Origin of the sequence: Mesotoga sp. UBA5847, assembly GCF_002432735.1 — a bacterium.
Classification (GTDB): Bacteria; Thermotogota; Thermotogae; order Petrotogales; family Kosmotogaceae; genus Mesotoga.
Genome location: NZ_DJGL01000014.1, coordinates 117,522 through 133,374 on the forward strand (window position 1 = coordinate 117,522; position 15,853 = coordinate 133,374).

26 protein-coding genes are annotated in these 15,853 nt (G+C 45.9%); 1 reads left to right on the forward strand and 25 read right to left on the reverse strand.

What is annotated here, in order from left to right; all coding sequences use genetic code 11:
• Positions 1 to 3 precede the first annotated feature (3 nt).
• Complete coding sequence (locus B3K91_RS01840) at positions 4 to 471, reverse strand: 2-C-methyl-D-erythritol 2,4-cyclodiphosphate synthase (RefSeq protein WP_292593906.1); 468 nt, start codon at positions 469 to 471, stop codon at positions 4 to 6.
• Entirely contained in the window at positions 468 to 1,571 is a 1,104-nt protein-coding gene (gene dnaN / locus B3K91_RS01845) for a DNA polymerase III subunit beta (RefSeq protein WP_292593908.1), read from the reverse strand. Before dnaN ends, B3K91_RS01840 begins: the two co-directional genes overlap by 4 nt.
• Before the next feature lie 106 nt (positions 1,572 to 1,677).
• Between dnaN and B3K91_RS01850 the strand changes: the two genes are divergently transcribed.
• Positions 1,678 to 2,355 carry an endonuclease V gene (locus tag B3K91_RS01850; protein WP_292592609.1) on the forward strand — a complete coding sequence of 226 codons (678 nt, stop codon included), beginning with the start codon at positions 1,678 to 1,680 and terminating at the stop codon, positions 2,353 to 2,355.
• Here B3K91_RS01850 and B3K91_RS01855 read toward each other — a convergent pair.
• From B3K91_RS01855 to B3K91_RS01965, 23 genes are all read right to left on the reverse strand, one after another.
• The gene (locus tag B3K91_RS01855; protein ID WP_214060603.1) at positions 2,340 to 3,290 is read right to left on the reverse strand and encodes an ROK family protein; all 951 of its coding nucleotides are present in this window, start codon (positions 3,288 to 3,290) and stop codon (positions 2,340 to 2,342) included. The genes B3K91_RS01850 and B3K91_RS01855 overlap by 16 nt on opposite strands.
• A 13-nt stretch (positions 3,291 to 3,303) precedes the next feature.
• On the reverse strand, positions 3,304 to 4,635 hold the full coding sequence (gene rho, locus B3K91_RS01860) for a transcription termination factor Rho (RefSeq protein WP_349680368.1): 1,332 nt from the start codon (positions 4,633 to 4,635) through the stop codon (positions 3,304 to 3,306).
• A gap of 480 nt (positions 4,636 to 5,115) precedes the next feature.
• The gene (gene fsa, locus B3K91_RS01865) at positions 5,116 to 5,772 is read right to left on the reverse strand and encodes a fructose-6-phosphate aldolase (protein ID WP_214060604.1); all 657 of its coding nucleotides are present in this window, start codon (positions 5,770 to 5,772) and stop codon (positions 5,116 to 5,118) included.
• Between the two features lie 38 nt (positions 5,773 to 5,810).
• Complete coding sequence (gene rplQ, locus B3K91_RS01870) at positions 5,811 to 6,293, reverse strand: 50S ribosomal protein L17 (protein WP_099828932.1); 483 nt, start codon at positions 6,291 to 6,293, stop codon at positions 5,811 to 5,813.
• A gap of 21 nt (positions 6,294 to 6,314) precedes the next feature.
• Positions 6,315 to 7,334 carry a DNA-directed RNA polymerase subunit alpha gene (locus B3K91_RS01875; RefSeq protein WP_292589221.1) on the reverse strand — a complete coding sequence of 340 codons (1,020 nt, stop codon included), beginning with the start codon at positions 7,332 to 7,334 and terminating at the stop codon, positions 6,315 to 6,317.
• Positions 7,335 to 7,388: 54 nt separating this feature from the next.
• On the reverse strand, positions 7,389 to 8,015 hold the full coding sequence (gene rpsD / locus B3K91_RS01880) for a 30S ribosomal protein S4 (RefSeq protein ID WP_099828930.1): 627 nt from the start codon (positions 8,013 to 8,015) through the stop codon (positions 7,389 to 7,391).
• A 16-nt stretch (positions 8,016 to 8,031) separates the two neighbouring features.
• The gene (rpsK, locus tag B3K91_RS01885) at positions 8,032 to 8,418 is read right to left on the reverse strand and encodes a 30S ribosomal protein S11 (protein WP_099828929.1); all 387 of its coding nucleotides are present in this window, start codon (positions 8,416 to 8,418) and stop codon (positions 8,032 to 8,034) included.
• A gap of 18 nt (positions 8,419 to 8,436) precedes the next feature.
• Positions 8,437 to 8,805, reverse strand: coding sequence for a 30S ribosomal protein S13 (gene rpsM / locus B3K91_RS01890; protein ID WP_099828928.1), 369 nt, complete (start codon positions 8,803 to 8,805; stop codon positions 8,437 to 8,439).
• 12 nt (positions 8,806 to 8,817) lie between these two features.
• On the reverse strand, positions 8,818 to 8,934 hold the full coding sequence (gene rpmJ / locus B3K91_RS01895) for a 50S ribosomal protein L36 (protein WP_099828927.1): 117 nt from the start codon (positions 8,932 to 8,934) through the stop codon (positions 8,818 to 8,820).
• Entirely contained in the window at positions 8,931 to 9,176 is a 246-nt protein-coding gene (infA, locus tag B3K91_RS01900; protein WP_099828926.1) for a translation initiation factor IF-1, read from the reverse strand. Before infA ends, rpmJ begins: the two co-directional genes overlap by 4 nt.
• 12 nt (positions 9,177 to 9,188) lie before the next feature.
• On the reverse strand, positions 9,189 to 9,941 hold the full coding sequence (gene map / locus B3K91_RS01905; RefSeq protein ID WP_214060607.1) for a type I methionyl aminopeptidase: 753 nt from the start codon (positions 9,939 to 9,941) through the stop codon (positions 9,189 to 9,191).
• Positions 9,934 to 10,593, reverse strand: a complete 660-nt coding sequence (locus B3K91_RS01910; protein ID WP_214060608.1) for an adenylate kinase — start codon at positions 10,591 to 10,593, stop codon at positions 9,934 to 9,936. The genes map and B3K91_RS01910 overlap by 8 nt, the downstream gene beginning before the upstream one ends.
• A gap of 2 nt (positions 10,594 to 10,595) precedes the next feature.
• Positions 10,596 to 11,897, reverse strand: coding sequence for a preprotein translocase subunit SecY (secY, locus tag B3K91_RS01915; protein WP_292592613.1), 1,302 nt, complete (start codon positions 11,895 to 11,897; stop codon positions 10,596 to 10,598).
• 2 nt (positions 11,898 to 11,899) lie between these two features.
• Positions 11,900 to 12,346 (reverse strand): 50S ribosomal protein L15, encoded by a 447-nt coding sequence (gene rplO / locus B3K91_RS01920; RefSeq protein WP_214060610.1) that lies wholly within the window; start codon positions 12,344 to 12,346, stop codon positions 11,900 to 11,902.
• Positions 12,347 to 12,359: 13 nt separating this feature from the next.
• Positions 12,360 to 12,548 carry a 50S ribosomal protein L30 gene (rpmD, locus tag B3K91_RS01925; RefSeq protein ID WP_099828921.1) on the reverse strand — a complete coding sequence of 63 codons (189 nt, stop codon included), beginning with the start codon at positions 12,546 to 12,548 and terminating at the stop codon, positions 12,360 to 12,362.
• Positions 12,548 to 13,153, reverse strand: a complete 606-nt coding sequence (gene rpsE / locus B3K91_RS01930; RefSeq protein ID WP_099828920.1) for a 30S ribosomal protein S5 — start codon at positions 13,151 to 13,153, stop codon at positions 12,548 to 12,550. Before rpsE ends, rpmD begins: the two co-directional genes overlap by 1 nt.
• A gap of 13 nt (positions 13,154 to 13,166) precedes the next feature.
• Positions 13,167 to 13,535, reverse strand: coding sequence for a 50S ribosomal protein L18 (gene rplR, locus B3K91_RS01935; protein WP_214060611.1), 369 nt, complete (start codon positions 13,533 to 13,535; stop codon positions 13,167 to 13,169).
• A 17-nt stretch (positions 13,536 to 13,552) separates the two neighbouring features.
• Positions 13,553 to 14,107 (reverse strand): 50S ribosomal protein L6, encoded by a 555-nt coding sequence (gene rplF / locus B3K91_RS01940; RefSeq protein WP_214060612.1) that lies wholly within the window; start codon positions 14,105 to 14,107, stop codon positions 13,553 to 13,555.
• A gap of 13 nt (positions 14,108 to 14,120) precedes the next feature.
• Positions 14,121 to 14,525, reverse strand: a complete 405-nt coding sequence (gene rpsH, locus B3K91_RS01945; protein ID WP_214060613.1) for a 30S ribosomal protein S8 — start codon at positions 14,523 to 14,525, stop codon at positions 14,121 to 14,123.
• A gap of 13 nt (positions 14,526 to 14,538) precedes the next feature.
• Positions 14,539 to 14,724: a type Z 30S ribosomal protein S14 gene (locus B3K91_RS01950; protein WP_214078149.1), complete on the reverse strand. Its 186-nt coding sequence runs from the start codon at positions 14,722 to 14,724 to the stop codon at positions 14,539 to 14,541.
• Positions 14,725 to 14,736: 12 nt separating this feature from the next.
• Positions 14,737 to 15,297: a 50S ribosomal protein L5 gene (gene rplE, locus B3K91_RS01955; RefSeq protein WP_099828916.1), complete on the reverse strand. Its 561-nt coding sequence runs from the start codon at positions 15,295 to 15,297 to the stop codon at positions 14,737 to 14,739.
• 16 nt (positions 15,298 to 15,313) lie between these two features.
• On the reverse strand, positions 15,314 to 15,634 hold the full coding sequence (gene rplX / locus B3K91_RS01960) for a 50S ribosomal protein L24 (protein ID WP_099828915.1): 321 nt from the start codon (positions 15,632 to 15,634) through the stop codon (positions 15,314 to 15,316).
• Positions 15,635 to 15,646: 12 nt separating this feature from the next.
• Positions 15,647 to 15,853 (reverse strand): large ribosomal subunit protein uL14 (locus tag B3K91_RS01965; RefSeq protein ID WP_292593910.1); only part of this gene is annotated, 207 nt, incomplete at its 5' end.

Genomic DNA, 15,853 nt, shown 5'->3' on the forward strand with positions numbered 1-15,853 from the left:
CTTTCACTCCACCCTCCTTAAGAGACAGACTGCGTAGGCCTTAGCAAAACCGGGACTGCTGCCGTTCCCCGATTTCGGTTTGATGTTCACTAGCTCGCTCTCTATCCCAAGAGCACTGGCAACGTTGTCTATCATTGACTGAACAAAACCAGCCAGCCTTATTTCTTCGATAACGACCACAGAATCAACGTTGTTCACTTCCCAGTTTCCTTTGATCAAGTCTGCCGTTTCCTTGAGAAACTCAATACTCCTGCGATCTTTGTTAGAGCTGTTTTCCGGATACCTGAGGCCGATGTTTCCAAGAGAGCAAGCCCCAAGAATTGCATCTACTATCGCATGACTCAAAACGTCACCGTCTGAGTGACCGGAAAGGTACAGTGAATTAGATACTTTCAAGCCACCCAGAAACAAACCCTTGCTTCCTGCGACAATAGGATGAACGTCATAACCTATTCCAACCCTTGTGTTCATATCAGCCTAATAGGCATAATAATATAGGTATACCCCCGAATATCCACAGGATTCATCTGAAGGGGACTATTCGAATCTACGAAATTCAGTTCTACCATTTCGGAATCAACCTTCTTCACTGCCTCTGACAGAAATCTAGGGTTGAAAGCGATAATTATGTCGTCACCCTCTTTGCTCGTCTTAATAACCTCGATCGATTCTCCGTGATCTGGACTACGAGCAATTATCTTGAACTCCTCATCGTTTATCTCAAACTTAACAGAATCAGATCCCAGTCTTGCAGCGATTGAAGCTCTTCTAACCGCATCGGAAAAAGTAACTGCGGGAAGAACAACCCTAGCTTTAAATGACTTTGGGAGAACTTTCTTGTAGTCTGGAAACTCCGCATCGACGACTTTGGTTACTATTTCGGTACCGTCAAAGAAAAACTGGACACGAGAACCGTCGTAAACTACTCTCATGACGTCGGACATCGCAGCCTTCAGACTATTCTGAAGATCTCTCATGCTCTTCAACGTCAGCAAAAAATGGTCTTCGATACTTAGGTCTATCCTCTCTTCAGAGAGGGCCATCCTGAATCCATCTGCGGCAACTAGGCGAACATAACCATCGTCGAATTCCCAGTATACACTGTTCAGATTTCTCATGAACTCATCTCTGGCAGCGCAAAATATCACCCTGTCTATCATCAACTCAACCGATGAGACCGATACAGTGAAGTCAAGCCCCCCGGCTGCAGCCTCTATATCAGGAAAATCCCCTGGATCCATAGTAGGAAGAGTGAATTGGGCACTTCCCAAACGAATAACCACATTAGTTTCTTCGGTCTCAAATATTACTTCTCCTTCCGGGAGATTCCTTACTATCTCTAGAACCAGACGGGCATCGATAACGAAATCACAACTTCCATCAATGTGCTTGGGCTTCAGTTCGGTGGTAATAGCTGTCTCGAGATCAGTTGCCACAAGCTTGATGGTCGACTCATCCTTCATCGAGAAATATATGCCTGAAAGAATCGGTTTTACGCTCTTTGACGCTACTGCACCGGAAACCGACTCCAATCTAGTGAGGATTTCGGAACGAGCTACGACGAATTTCATCATACACCTCCACTTGATGAGCTTTTCATAGATTATAACATCTATGTGGCATAATCATTATGATAAGCAGCAATGGCAGATTGTTATCCACTGGAGAGCGAGAGCGATGAACATAAGATATATTCATTCGTGGAGCATGGAACCAAATCAAGCGATAGCTTTGCAAAACAAGCTCGCCAATCAGCTCGTCTTGCACACTCGTATCGCGAACCCACGCTTGATAGCCGGAGTAGATGTCTCTTTTCCATCAAGAGCTACTGCCCTTGCAGTTGTAGTAGTACTGGAATTCAGCACTTTACAAGTTGTCGATTGCTTCCATGCAATCGGAAAGGTTGATACACCTTACATTCCCGGACTTCTTTCCTTCAGAGAAGGCCCCACAATTCTCAACGCTCTATCGAAATCTTCTGAAGTCGATTTGCTTTTCTTCGACGGCCACGGAATCGCCCACCCAAGGGGGATTGGTATAGCCTCCCATATTGGTCTCTTTCTAGAAACACCAACCATAGGAGTAGCCAAGAAACTTCTATTCGGGCGGCTACATAGCACCCCTGTGGACAAGGGAAAGAAAAGCCCAATAACCGCCCCAGATGGTAGGCTGCTAGGGTACGCGTTATGTACTAGACAAGGAGTGAAACCGGTATATGTCTCTCCAGGCAATCGGATAACTCCGGAACTCTCTGTTGAAATGGTTTTGAAGACTACCGACAAGTACAGAATTCCCGAACCAACCAGACAGGCTCACATAATGACGCAGAAGCTTAAGGATCAACTTAGCCTGTAGAAAACTATCGATGCCGCGCCGGTTATACCTGCGTTTTCTACCAGCCTGCTGAGTGTAATACTATAAGTTCCAATGAATGAAGGCATGACAAAAGCAGGCATCTTTCTCAGAATACCGTCAATAAGCAGATCTCCCGCTTTACTTATCCCGCCTCCGATGATGATATGCTCAGGATTGAAGACATGGATGAAATTGCCAATTGCGATTGCCATAGCCTTTGTCACTCTCTCCACTATCATTGTGGCTGCTAGGTCTCCCCCTCGCGCTGAATCGAAAACGACCTTGGCAGTTATTTCGGGTGCGGAAAACATTGAGGATTTGGGAAACCGCTTTGAATACTCTCTGGCCATTTTGACAATGGCGGTGGCAGATGCAAGAGACTCCAAACATCCATGAGAACCACATCCACATAGAGGACCCTCGGGTTCCACAATTGTATGTCCGAGCTCTCCACCATAACCGCTGCTACCCGTCATCAGTATTCCATGGGTAATCACGCCTCCTCCGACCCCCGTGCCAAGGGTGAGTCCTATCATGTGCTGACTTCCTTTGAACTCCCCAAAGGCCCATTCTCCAAGAATAAATGAGTTTGCATCATTCTCCACGAACGTCTGGACTCCGGTTATCTTTTCCAGCATCGATGCAAGTCCGAATCCTGACCAATCGGGGAGATTCGGCGAGAATAGCACAGTACCTGTGTCATGATCTATCGAGCCGGGCGAACCGACCCCAATACCAAGTATTTCGGAGGAACTAACAGCTGATTCGAGAAGAAGCTCCTTTATCGCTTCCCCAATTCTTGTAACAACGGTTATCCTACCATCGAAGACTCTAGTGGGAATCATCTTTTTCTCAATAATCCGGCCGTCTTCTTCAACTATTGCAATCTTTGTTTCTGTACCGCCAAGATCAATACCTATAACGTACTTAGCCATTTGCATCTCCAGTCTAGTACGACTTTTTCTCCATCTCTATCAAGTCCAAGAACTCCTCATTCGTGGCGGTTCCACGTAGTTTTTCCATGATTAGTCTCAGGCCCTCTTCCTCTGACATTGATGAAAGCATTCTCCTAAGAACCCAAACCTTCCTAAGAATATCGGAAGGAAGAAGAAGCTCTTCTCTCCTTGTTCCTGAGAGGGTTAGGTTGATCGAAGGAAACATTCTCTTATTGGCAAGCTGTCTCGACAGGATCAATTCCATGTTTCCAGTACCTTTGAATTCCTCAAATATGACCTCATCCATCTTGCTCCCGGTTTCGACAAGAGCAGTAGCGATTATCGTAAGGCTTCCACCCTCTTCAATGTTACGGGCTGCTCCGAAGAAGTACTTGGGTTTGTACAAGGCAGAAGGATCCACGCCACCAGAAAGAAGTTTTCCGCTAGGCGGAACATACAAATTGTAAGCCCTTGCAAGCCTGGTTATACTGTCAAGGAGGATAACAACGTCGTAATTGAATTCCACTAATCTCTTGGCCATCTCGATTGTCATCTCAGCGACTCGTATCTGCTTCTCTGGATGCATGTCAAACGGAGCCGCAATCACGTGTGCATTTGTGCTTCTTCTGAGATCGGTGACTTCTTCAGGTCTCTCATCAATAAGTAAGATAATCCTAACCGTATCGGGATGATTTTCAGCAATGCCATTTGCCAGTTCCTTCAGAAGTATCGTCTTACCCGCCTTAGGAGGCGAGACAATTAGCCCTCTCTGTCCCTTTCCTATCGGAGAAAAGAGGTCGACCATTCTCGTACTCATAATGTGCGATTCTGTTTCCGTAATAAGCATGTCTTCGGGATGGATAGGAGTGAGATTCTGAAAGGTTATTCGTTCAGCAGCGAAGTTGATTGCTTTGTGGTTAATGGCTTCAATTCTCAGGAGCGCGAAATACTTCTCTCCTTCTTTCGGTGGTCTCACCTGCCCCGCGACTGTATCGCCGCTAGTGAGATTAAATCTTCTGATCTGTGACTGGCTAACGTAAATATCATTTGAGCTTGGGAGAAGATTGTTATCGAGCGTTCTTAGAAAACCATATCCCCCATCTGTAATCTCCAGAACTCCTTGATCAAAGAAGTAGCCGTAGGATTCGGTTTGAGCCTTTAGAACAGCGAAGATCAAATCCTTCTTTGCCATCTGCGTATAGCCCTGTACGTCATACTTTCTGGCAAGTTTATACACCTCCCTGATAGGCATAGCCTGAAGCTGGGAGATGTCAATTTCGACTTCCCTGATATTGTCCTTGTCTTTGTCCTTATCCTTCTTGGGAATCTCCTTGGCATCATCCATAACGCCTTCTCTAAAGGTTTCCTGAGCTACCGGGCCATCTGCATTAGGTTCTTCGTAGTTCTTCTTGGAAATGGTCATAACTTCTTCTTTTTCCTTTCCAGATTCATTAGAAGGAGTTATATTTGCCTTCTGATTCTCCACATCTCTTTTCGTTTCAGTCTTCTTCGATTCCGTCTTTTTTGATTCGGTCTTTTTTGATTCGGCCTTTCTCTTGGTAGTTCTCTTGTTGGCGGCTTTCTCGATTAGAACCTTTTCTACTTGTTCGTTTGGAGTTTCTTCTGTCTTCTTTTTTCTTGGGCTCAAATTCAACGGTACATTCTATCCACCACTGGAAGAATGTACCTACCCTCCTTCCGTGTTCTTGAAATTAATAAGATTATGAAGCTAATCGTATTTGTAAGAAAGCATGGGAGACCTGTCTCCGGCGAGGTACCGATTCTTTCAGGAATAATATACCACTTACGAAGCAAAATTCAAAGCTTATTGACCTTGTTGTTTCTCATAGCGCTTCCAGTCTTTGGTGAACCTCTCTATCCCAATATCTGTAAGCGGATGATTGAATAGTCTGAGAAGCACATCAAAGGGTATTGTCACAATATCCGCACCCATCAAAGCGGCCTCTAGTACATGCATAGGATGCCTCACGCTTGCAACGATGATCTCAGTACAATAGCCATAGTTCGCAAAAATGTCAACAATCTCCTCAACTATTCCCATCCCTTTACTAGCAATATCGTCTAGCCTTCCAACAAATGGGCTTACGTATGTAGCACCTGCCTTCGCAGCTAGAGTAGCCTGAAGCGAATTGAATATAAGTGTTACATTTGTCCTTATCCCTTCACCACTAAGGGTTTTCACAGCCCGCATCCCATCTTTTGTCATTGGGATTTTAACAACAACATACTCGCTAAGAGAAGCCAATTCTCGCGCTTGTGATACCATATTCTCAAAATCCGTTGCCGTAACCTCGGCTGACACAGGACCCCTAACGGTTTCGCAGATTTCCACAACACGTTGTTCGAACTTCACGCTTTCTCTGGAGACAAGCGTTGGATTAGTCGTGACTCCATCAACCAGTCCAAGCTTCATACCCTCTCGAATCTCGTCAATGTTAGCTGTATCAAGGAATATCTTCACTTTCGTACCTCCGAAGAATGGCTACCTTTCGGTAGCCATCATTTTTTGTCCTGTTTCTTTTCAGTCTTCTTCTCGGGCTTCTTTTCCTGTCTTTCTTCGTTGTCAATGAGTTGGAGGACGGCCATCTCACTAGCGTCTCCTCTTCGCATGCCAAGTTTCACAATCCTTGTGTATCCGCCGTTCCTTTCGAGATACTTGACAGCTATCTCATCACATATCTTCTTAACTAGCTTCCTGTCATTGAAATTTCTGTTGATTTCGCGGCGCAAAGCAAGATTTCTTGACTTGAGCTCCTGCGATTCGCTACTCTCGGAATCCTTAGCGGCGATTTCCGCCGACAGTATTGTAGCCTTCTTTGCTTTCGTAATTATGCTTTCTACGAACGGCCTTACCTCTTTAGCCCTAGTTACCGTCGTTACTATTGTCCCGTGTTCAAACAGCTCCCTAGCCAGGTTTCGCATCAGAGCAACTCTCTGGCTATGGGGCATATTCAATTTGCTTCCACTAACTCTATGACGCATCTCTTATAGGCCTCCTCACAATCATTCTTTCTTGAGCACGATGTTGAACTTGTCTCTCAGTTTCTTCACGACTTCAAGCATTGACTTCTCACCGAAATTTCTGATCTTCAGAAGATCGGCCTCACTCTTGTCAAGAAGATCGCCAATTCTGTTTATCTTATCTCGTTTAAGGCAGTTAAGAGATCTCACTGAAAGATCAAGTTCTTCGATCTTCTTCGCAGCGACGGAGTTTGAGTCTTGTTCATCCGCCTGAGAAACTTCTGCACTCATCTCACTCTCTTCGGTGATTGTCTCTTCTTCCTCTGGCTCGATGGTTGATCCGGTTAGTCCTTGGGTCGGTTGACCAAGTCCGCTTGAAACAACCTCAAAATGCCTCATAAGGATATCAGTTGCTCTCATCAAAGCATCAGAAGGAGTTATTGATTTCTTCGTCCAGACGTCGAGAACGAGTTTATCATAGTCGGTCCTCTTTCCTACACGAACGTTCTCTGTCTGGAAGTTGACTTTCAATACCGGACTAAAGATTCCATCAATGTATATCATTTCTACGTCGTGCTCGATCTCCATCTCTGAAACAGGGACAAATCCTCTCCCTATCTCTGCGAAAAGCTCGATATAGACAACCGAATCCGTGTTGAGAGTAGCCACATATTGCGATGGGTTTACCACTTCAACACCGGTGGGAGTCTTTATATCCCCTGCAGTGATAACCCCAGGTCCTACCTTTTCAAGAGTTAGTTTCACTGCGTCAGAGAACTCTAGAGCAGGTTTCAGCTGGACTTTCTTGAAATTGAGGATGATTTCAAGGATGTCCTCTTTAACTCCGTCGATAACATCGTATTCGTGATACTTCCCAGGTATCTTAAGCTTTGTGATCGCCATACTAGGTATCGATGAGAGTAGAACCCTCCTTAGCGAGTTCCCAATAGTAGTGGCGTATCCTCTTTCCATTGGAGAAAGGATGAACCTTGTGAAATAGCTGTTCTGATCCTCTCGTTCTTCTTCAATTCGCAAGTTCTTGGGCATTATTGATGTCAACATTATTTCGCCCAGAATTCGGGCACACACCTCCTTCCAAGAAGGTAAGAATCGGATTTACTTGGAGTAGAGCTCGATAATCGACTGCAGATCAACTGGAATCTCTACTTCTTCGGTTACAGGGTATCTCAGGTAGGTCCCTCTGAATGTCTCGTAATCTACCTCAACCCACGGATAGGCTGTTCTTTCTTTCGATGCTTCTACCGCTTCTTTGATCGGTACGACCGCTCTGCTCTTCTCTCTGATCTCCACGATATCACCGACTCTAAGGTTAAAGGAGGGTTTATTGACCCTTCTACCATTGACTAGGACATGTCCATGGTTAACCAGCTGTCTTGCCTGTCTCCTGCTGGATGCAAATCCCATCCTGAAGACCATGTTATCAAGTCTTGATTCAAGGATCTTAACCAGAGCGCTTCCTGTCTCTTCACTCTTTCTCAGAGCCGCTTCGAAATATCTTCTGAACTGTCTCTCAAGGACTCCATAAATCCTCTTGACTACCTGTTTCGATCTTAATTGCATTCCGTATTGAGTAAGCTTTCTTGTCGAGGCTCCGTGCTGTCCAGGTGCTACAGGTCTCTTGACTTGAGCACATCTTGGTGAAAAACACCTTTCACCTTTTAGATAAAGCTTGAACCCTTCGCGACGACAAAGCTTACACACTGGTCCTGTATATCTGGCCATTCAACTCCCTCCTAAATCAGACTCTTCTTCTTCTTCTTGGTCTGCAACCGTTATGAGGCAGTGGCGTGATATCCTTAAGCGTCTCAACAGTGAGACCTGCCGCTTGAATAGTTCTGATTGCAGCTTCTCGTCCCGAACCTGGGCCTTTAACTTCTATTCCTACTCTTGTGATTCCCAACTTAATAGCTTCTTTGGCTATCCTGTCTGCGCCAAGTTGGGCAGCATATGGTGTGGATTTTTTCGAACCGGAGTATCCGGCAGTTCCGCCTGAAGTCCACATAAGGGTATTACCCTCGGGATCCGTCAGGGTGATTATTGTGTTGTTGAAAGAGGACTTTATATGTATTACCCCTCTATCAGTAGTTAGCTTTTTTCTCTTCTTGGCTGCTGGTCTCTTTGCCATTCGCTTTTACCTCCCGTCTTAGCTCTTCTTCCGAATCTTACTGGCTCTAGAACCCTTCCTTGTTCTTCCGTTGGAATGTGTCTTTTGACCGCGAACAGGAAGTCCGTTTCTGTGCCTGTAACCTCTATAACTTCCAATCTCGATTAGTCGCTTGATTGACCTGTCAACTTCGGTCCTTAGCTCACCCTCAACTTTGTAGTGCTCGTTGATGAATTTTGCAATTCTACTTACTTCCTCGTCTGTCAGGTCCTTTGCTCTTTTGTCACCGTTGATCTCAGTTCCGGTAAGAATCTCGTTTGCTCTTGTGTACCCTATACCATAGATATAGGTCAGGGCAACGAACGTCTTCTTATTATTTGGAAGCTCAACACCAAGGATACGTGCCATCTATATCCCTCCTCAACCCTGACGCTGGTTGTGCTTTGGATTTTTCTCGCATACAACTCTTATTCTTCCATTACGTCTAATAACCTTGCAGTGTTCACATCTCTTCTTTACCGAAGCGCGGACTTTCAATTCGTTTCTCCTCCTTTGTCTATCCTTTTTCGATAAACAATTCTTCCTTTGGTCAGGTCATATATTGAAACCTCTACTACGACCTTATCGCCGGGGATCAACCTGATGAAGTTCTTGCGCATTTTCCCAGAGATGTGAGCAAGAACAGAGTGGCCGTTTTCCAGTTCGACCTTGAAGGTCGCGTTGGGCATCGATTCCACAACTATTCCATCCATCTTTATAATATCGCTCTTGTCCGACACCAGTGATCCTCCTCACAGTCTGGAAAGGATTTTTGGACCGTCTTTCATAATCGCTATGTCATGCTCAAAATGAGCTGCACGCGACCTGTCCTCAGTAACTACGGTCCATCCGTCTTCCAGGGTCTCTAAACTGTAGTGTCCGCTCGCAACCATGGGTTCGATCGCAAGGGTCATACCTGTTCTCAATAGCATTCCGCTTCCCTGTCTTCCATAATTGGGCACCTGAGGATCCTCATGAAGATTTACGCCCACTCCGTGGCCAACATAGTCTCTTATCACAGAAAAACCTGCGCTTTCCACGCAGCTCTGAATAGCGAAGCCTATGTCACCGAGCCTATTGCCGGCAACGGCCACTTCAATACCCTTGCAGAGCGCCTCTTCCGTCCGCTCCATGAGTAACCTGTCTTTCTCGCATAAATAACTTCCTACAACAAAAGACCTTGCAGCGTCTCCGATGAAGCCATCTTTGACTACTCCACAATCGACAGAGACGATATCGCCCTCAGAGAAGACTTTCGCTTTCAAGGGAAACCCGTGAATAACTTCTTCATTCACTGATACACAGAGAGTATAAGGGTATCCATTATAGCCCTTGAATGCGGGGATGCCACCTCTTCTATTGATCACATCTTCTGCTGCTCTTTCCATATCGTTCGCAGAAGCTCCTTCAACTGCGTAAGCTTCTACGACTGCCAACACTTCCGCAACGATCTTCGCAGCAAATTCGATTTTACATATTTCTTCTGGAGATTTCAACCTAACCATGTTTTGCCTTCTCCAGATGATCAACGATTTGGGCTGTGACACTATTGATTTCTCCTGAACCATCAACCTCTATTAGGTTTCCCTTTTCTTCTGAATAGTAGTTGACAACCGGCTCAGTCTTTTCCAAATAAACTCTATACCTTGCCCGCACAGTTTCAGGTTTGTCGTCATCACGCTGAACCAGGTTACTGCCGTCAATGTCACATCGACCTTCATTTCTTGGCTTCAGCGTCAGGAGATTGTAAACCTTACCACATTCGGGACAAACTCTCCTGCTTGAAATCCGGTTCACAACTTCCTCTTCAGTCGCATTTACTAAGAGTGAAACATCGATCTTCTTCTCGAGCACCGTAAGCATTTCGTCAAGAGCTATTGCCTGTTCGACAGTTCTTGGAAAGCCATCAAGTATGAATCCGTACTTTGCGTCCTCTCTTGACAACCTCTCCCTAACCAGGTCGATCATCAGGTTATCGGGGACGAGAAGCCCTTTGTCCATTATCTCTTTGACCTTCAGCCCAAGGTCAGTGCCAGCAGCCACGGCTTCCCTCAACATATCGCCAGTGGATATGTGCGGAATATCGAATTTTTGGGCTAATCTCTTTGCCTGCGTCCCCTTTCCTGCGCCAGGAGGACCCATGAGAATCACATTCATACTTATCTCCTTCCACGCAACTTGCCTTTCTTCACAAATCCCTCATAGTGTCTGACCATGAGATGCGTTTCCATCTGCTGAAGGATATCAATCGCAACACCCACAGCAATCAGCATTGAAGTTCCTCCAATAGCGAGGCCGCCAATGCTGAAAACCCCGCCTATAACTAACGGAAGCAACGCAATTACAACCAAAAAGACGGCTCCCATGAAGACAACTCTGTTCAGAACTCTCTGAATGTATTGTTGAGTAGAAAATCCGGGCCTGATTCCTGGGATGTATCCTCCGTAGTTACGTATATTATCTGAAACCTCCCTCACATCGAAAACCAATGAACTGTAGAAGAACGTGAAGAAGAAAACCATTCCACCATATAGGAGAATGTATACGGGAGAAGTCTGCGCAAAAAGTGTCTGAATTACATTCCTACCGCCACTTCCCTCAGGAAAAGCAGTAGCAATAAACTGAGGTAGCATCATTATTGCAGAACTGAATATTATCGGAATGACTCCACCTTGATTAACCTTAATGGGAATGTGGGTAGAAACTCCCCCATAGACCCTTCTGCCCGTAACTCTTCTGGCATACTGCACTTCAATCCTTCTCTCCCCCATCTGTACGTAAATAATGGAAACAACTGTGAAGAGAGCTATCGCTAGTAAAATCGCCCACTGAACTGGCGACAACGCGACTACTACCTGCATTATAGAAGCAGGGTATCTGGCAACTATTCCTCCGAAGATAAGAACCGATATTCCGTTCCCGATTCCCTTCTCGGTAATTCTCTCACCGAGCCACAAAAGGAACATTGTACCACCTATAAGAGTGGAGGTGGACAGAAGAACAAACAGAATTCTATTCGGAATTGCCATTATTGCAGTGTTAGAAGAGAGGCCAAATGATATAAGGAATCCTTGAAGACTCGCAAGTCCGACCGTCAACATCCTCGTGTAGCGAGCGTATTTCTTCTTTCCCTCTTCACCTTCCTTGAGCATTTCCTTCAGACTTGGAACTACAGCAGTGAGAAGTTGAAGCATAATCTGCGCGTTTATGTATGGAGTAACACTCATCAGAAATATTGAAAACTGCTCGACTGCCCCACCTGTGAAAACATCAAAGAAGCCTATGAATCCTCCGGCCCCGCCTTCAGATAGAGCCCCAAAGTAAGTTGACCAGGCCTGGATATTAATACCGGGGATTGGTATATAAACCCCTAGTCTGAAGACAGCCAGTGCAAGGAATGTGAAGAGGATTCTGTCTCTGAGCTCTGGAATCTTGAACGCGTTCTTCAGGGCATTCCACATTGTCAGATCACCTCTGCCTTTCCACCAGCAGCTTCAATCTTCTCCTTGGCAGTAGCGCTAAATGCATTTGCCTTGACGACGAAAGACTTAGTCAATTCACCTCTCGCCAATATTTTCACTCCGTCTTTGAGATCTTTCAGTATCTTGTTCTTGACAAGCATCTCGGGCGAAATCTCGCTGCCACTTTCAAATCTCTCTTCGAGAGTCGAGATATTTACAGTTGCATACACTATAGAACCTCGGTTTTTGAACCCTTTTTTTGGTGTTCTTCTGAATAGGGGTGTCTGTCCGCCCTCGAAGCGTGCAGCCACCTTGCCTGTCGCTCTTCCCTGGCCTTTGTGGCCTCTGGTGGCGGTCTTTCCCATTCCCGAACCGGTACCGCGTCCTATTCTTTTCTCTCTTGTTCTCGAACCGGGCGTCGGACTTAGATCCTCAACTTTAAAAGCCATCTTCCTACCCCCTTCAGTCATCAAGTTCTTCAACAGCAAGAAGATGTCGCACTGCATTCACCATGCCTCTAATCTGCGGAGAATCAGGCTGAACCACTTCACTGTCCAGCTTTCCAAGACCAAGTGCCTTAACCGTCTTCAGCTGTCTTCTGTTATAACCAATCGGACTCTTTATTAATCGAATTCTCAAACTCTTTGCCATTACTGACCTTCCTCCTCGTTGACTCCGTGGAAAACCGCCTTCAGAGGTACGTCCCTTAGCTTCGCAAAATCCTGGGGAGATCTCAGGCTAACCAAACCATTCAGAGCAGCTCTAGCCATATTGAGCGTGTTCGATGATCCAAGGGACTTCGTTAGGATATTCTTGACCCCTGCCAGCTCAACGACCGCCCTAACAGGCGAGTTAGCGATAATTCCCGTTCCTGGACCGGCAGGCTTAAGCATTATCTTTGCAGAATCCTGTCTTCCAATTGTCTCATGTGGTACGGTTTCGTTTCTTACCGCAACTTCAGTAACATTCTTCTTGGCTTCCAGCACTGCCTTCCTGATTGCAGTGGGGACCTCCCTGGCGCTACCAATTCCAAGACCGACCTTTCCATCTCGATTGCCCACAACTGCAACAACTCTAAAAGACAAGTTCTTGCCGCCGGCGACCACCTTCGTCACTCTACGTATTTCAATGATTCTTTCTTCAAATTCGTTGTCTTCAACCTGCTTTTCCACAGGGGCGTTTCTGGAAGCTCTGGGGCTTCTTCTTCCATCGCGTGAAGATTTCGAATTGCGATCATTCTTCATCTCTTCAGCCATCTTCTTCACCTCCTCAGAACTGTAGTCCACCTGCTCGAGCGCCCTCGGCAAGTGACTTGACTCTTCCATGGAACTTGAATCCTCCACGGTCGAAGACCACGCTGGTGATTCCCTTGTCTTTCGCCTTCTTCGCGAGGAGCTCCCCAACCTTTTTCGCAGCATCGACATTCCATGTCTTCTCAACAGAACCTCTTATTTCCTTGTCTACCGTCGAGGCCGCAACAAGGGTTACTCCCTTGGAATCGTCTATTAGTTGAGCATATATGTGCTTCTCGCTTCTGAAGACTGCTAGTCTCGGTCTTTCCGATGTTCCGGAAACTGCAGACCTGACGCGAAGATGTCTCTTTCGCCTTTGTTCCTTTTTATCTTTATGTTTGAACACTCCAGCCGCCTCCTTGATTAGACCTTCTTACCGACTTTAGTTCTGATTGCTTCTCCCTTGTAACGTATTCCCTTTCCGGAATAAACGATCGGTATTCTCCATCGCTTGATGTTCGCAGCAACCTGGCCAACCAAGTACTTGTCAATTCCTTTGACAACTATAGCCTGCGGCGCTGGCACTTCAAACTCTATTCCAGCAGGAGGATCGACCTCAACCGGATGAGCGTAACCGAGATTCATTACAAGTTTCTTTCCCTGAAGCTGAGCTCTGTAACCTACTCCAACGATTTCGAGTTCCTTAACAAACCCTTGTGTAACACCCACGACCATGTTGTTTATTAGCGACCAAAAGGTCCCGGCATACTTGGCCAATCTCTTGTAATCGCTCTTTCTTATCACAACATCCTCATTTGACTTCACCCAGAGCTCTTTTTCGCCGGCTTCGATCTTCACAAGAGGAAGGAGTTCCTGTTTCAGCTCGCCTTTCGGTCCCTTCACAGTGATCAAGTTTCCTTCGATTTTGTATGATACACCAGCAGGGATTTTTATGGAATGCTTAAGTAGTCTAGACATCAGAACTCCCCCCCTACCACACGTAGCAGATGACTTCGCCGCCGACGCCTTGCGAACGGGCCTGCTTGTCTGTCATCACTCCGCTGGAAGTACTTACAATTGCTATTCCCATACCTGACTTTACCTTCGGAAGTTTGTCCTTGTTCACGTACATCCTTCTGCCAGGTTTGGAAATTCTCACGATTCCAGAGATGACGTTGATCTTATGCCTTCTGTCTCCCTTGTACTTCAAGAAGACTTTCAAGACACCCTGTTTGCCATCCTCTATGTATTTATAATCGTCTATATAGCCTTCCGCCTTCAAAATATCCAGAAGCTTCTTCTTCAGGTTAGAAGCCGGTATATCCACGCTCTCCTTGAAGGCAGCGTTGGCATTTCTTATTCTAGTGAGCATGTCGGCTATGGGATCACTCCACATTACATTTCCCTCCTCACCAGCTTGCTTTCTTCACACCGGGGAGTTTTCCCTCGGAAGCCAGCTGTCTAAAGCACACTCTGCAAAGACCGAACTCTCTATACACTGCTCTAGGTCTGCCACAAAGATTGCATCTGTTATATTTCCTTACTTTGAACTTGGGTTCTCGTTTCCACTTTTCGACTAATGATTTCTTCGCCATGCACCTACCTCCTTAGACCATGACTCTCTTGAAAGGAAGTCCTAGAAGTGCAAGCAACCTTCTGGCCTCCTCGTCAGTCTTGGCCGTGGTAACAACTATTATGTCCATTCCCTGAACTCGTTTTATCTGATCTGGCACAATTTCGGGAAAGACTAGCTGTTCGGGAAGTCCCATTGCATAATTGCCTCTGCCGTCAAACGAGTCCGGATCAACGCCTCTGAAGTCCCTCAGCTTCGGAAGAACAATATTTATCAGCTTGTAAAGGAAGTTGTACATCCTTGGACCTCTGAGGGTAACCTTCAATCCCACCGGCATTCCATCACGAAGTTTGAAGTTGGCTATACTCTTCTTGGCTTTCGTCACCACTGGCTTCTGTCCCGCTATCGTCATCAATTCCTTACCATGGAGATCGAGAAGATCCGCATTTCTAGATCCCTCTCCAATACCCATGTTTACTACTATTTTGGAGACTCTTGGCACTTCCAGCCTGTTCTTATAACCAAATTCCTTAGTCATGGTAGGGACTACTTCATTTTCAAATCTATCTTTCAAAGGGACGTATTCGTATGCCATCAACAATTCCTCCCCATTAGACCTTATCGATTATCTCGCCGCACTTCTTGCAGGCTCTAACCTTTTCGCCATTCTCAAGGATTTTGTGCGCGACTCTCGTAGGCTTATTACAGTTGGGGCAGACAACCATCACTTTCGAAACATATATTGGAGATTCCCTTTCAATTATTCCACCTTCACGGTATTGATTGGTTGGTCTCTGATGCTTTTTCGTGAAGTTGACACCCTCAACTATTATCTTCTTCTCCGAGGGAATTGTCTTAAGAACTTTGCCCTTCTTGCCCCTGTCTTTACCAGATATCACCATTACAATGTCTTCTCTCTTCACTCTACTCATTTGCGTCACTCCTCACCAGACTTCCTGAGCTAGAGAAGCGATTTTCGAAAATCCCTTATCTCTGATCTCCCTAGCTACAGGTCCAAAGACACGTGTCCCTCTGGGCTGGTTCTGCTTATCAATAATCACCGCAGCATTATCATCGAAGCGTATGTAAGTGCCGTCAGGTCTTCGAATCTCTTTAGCAGTTCTCACAAGCACGGCCCTCACTATATCGCC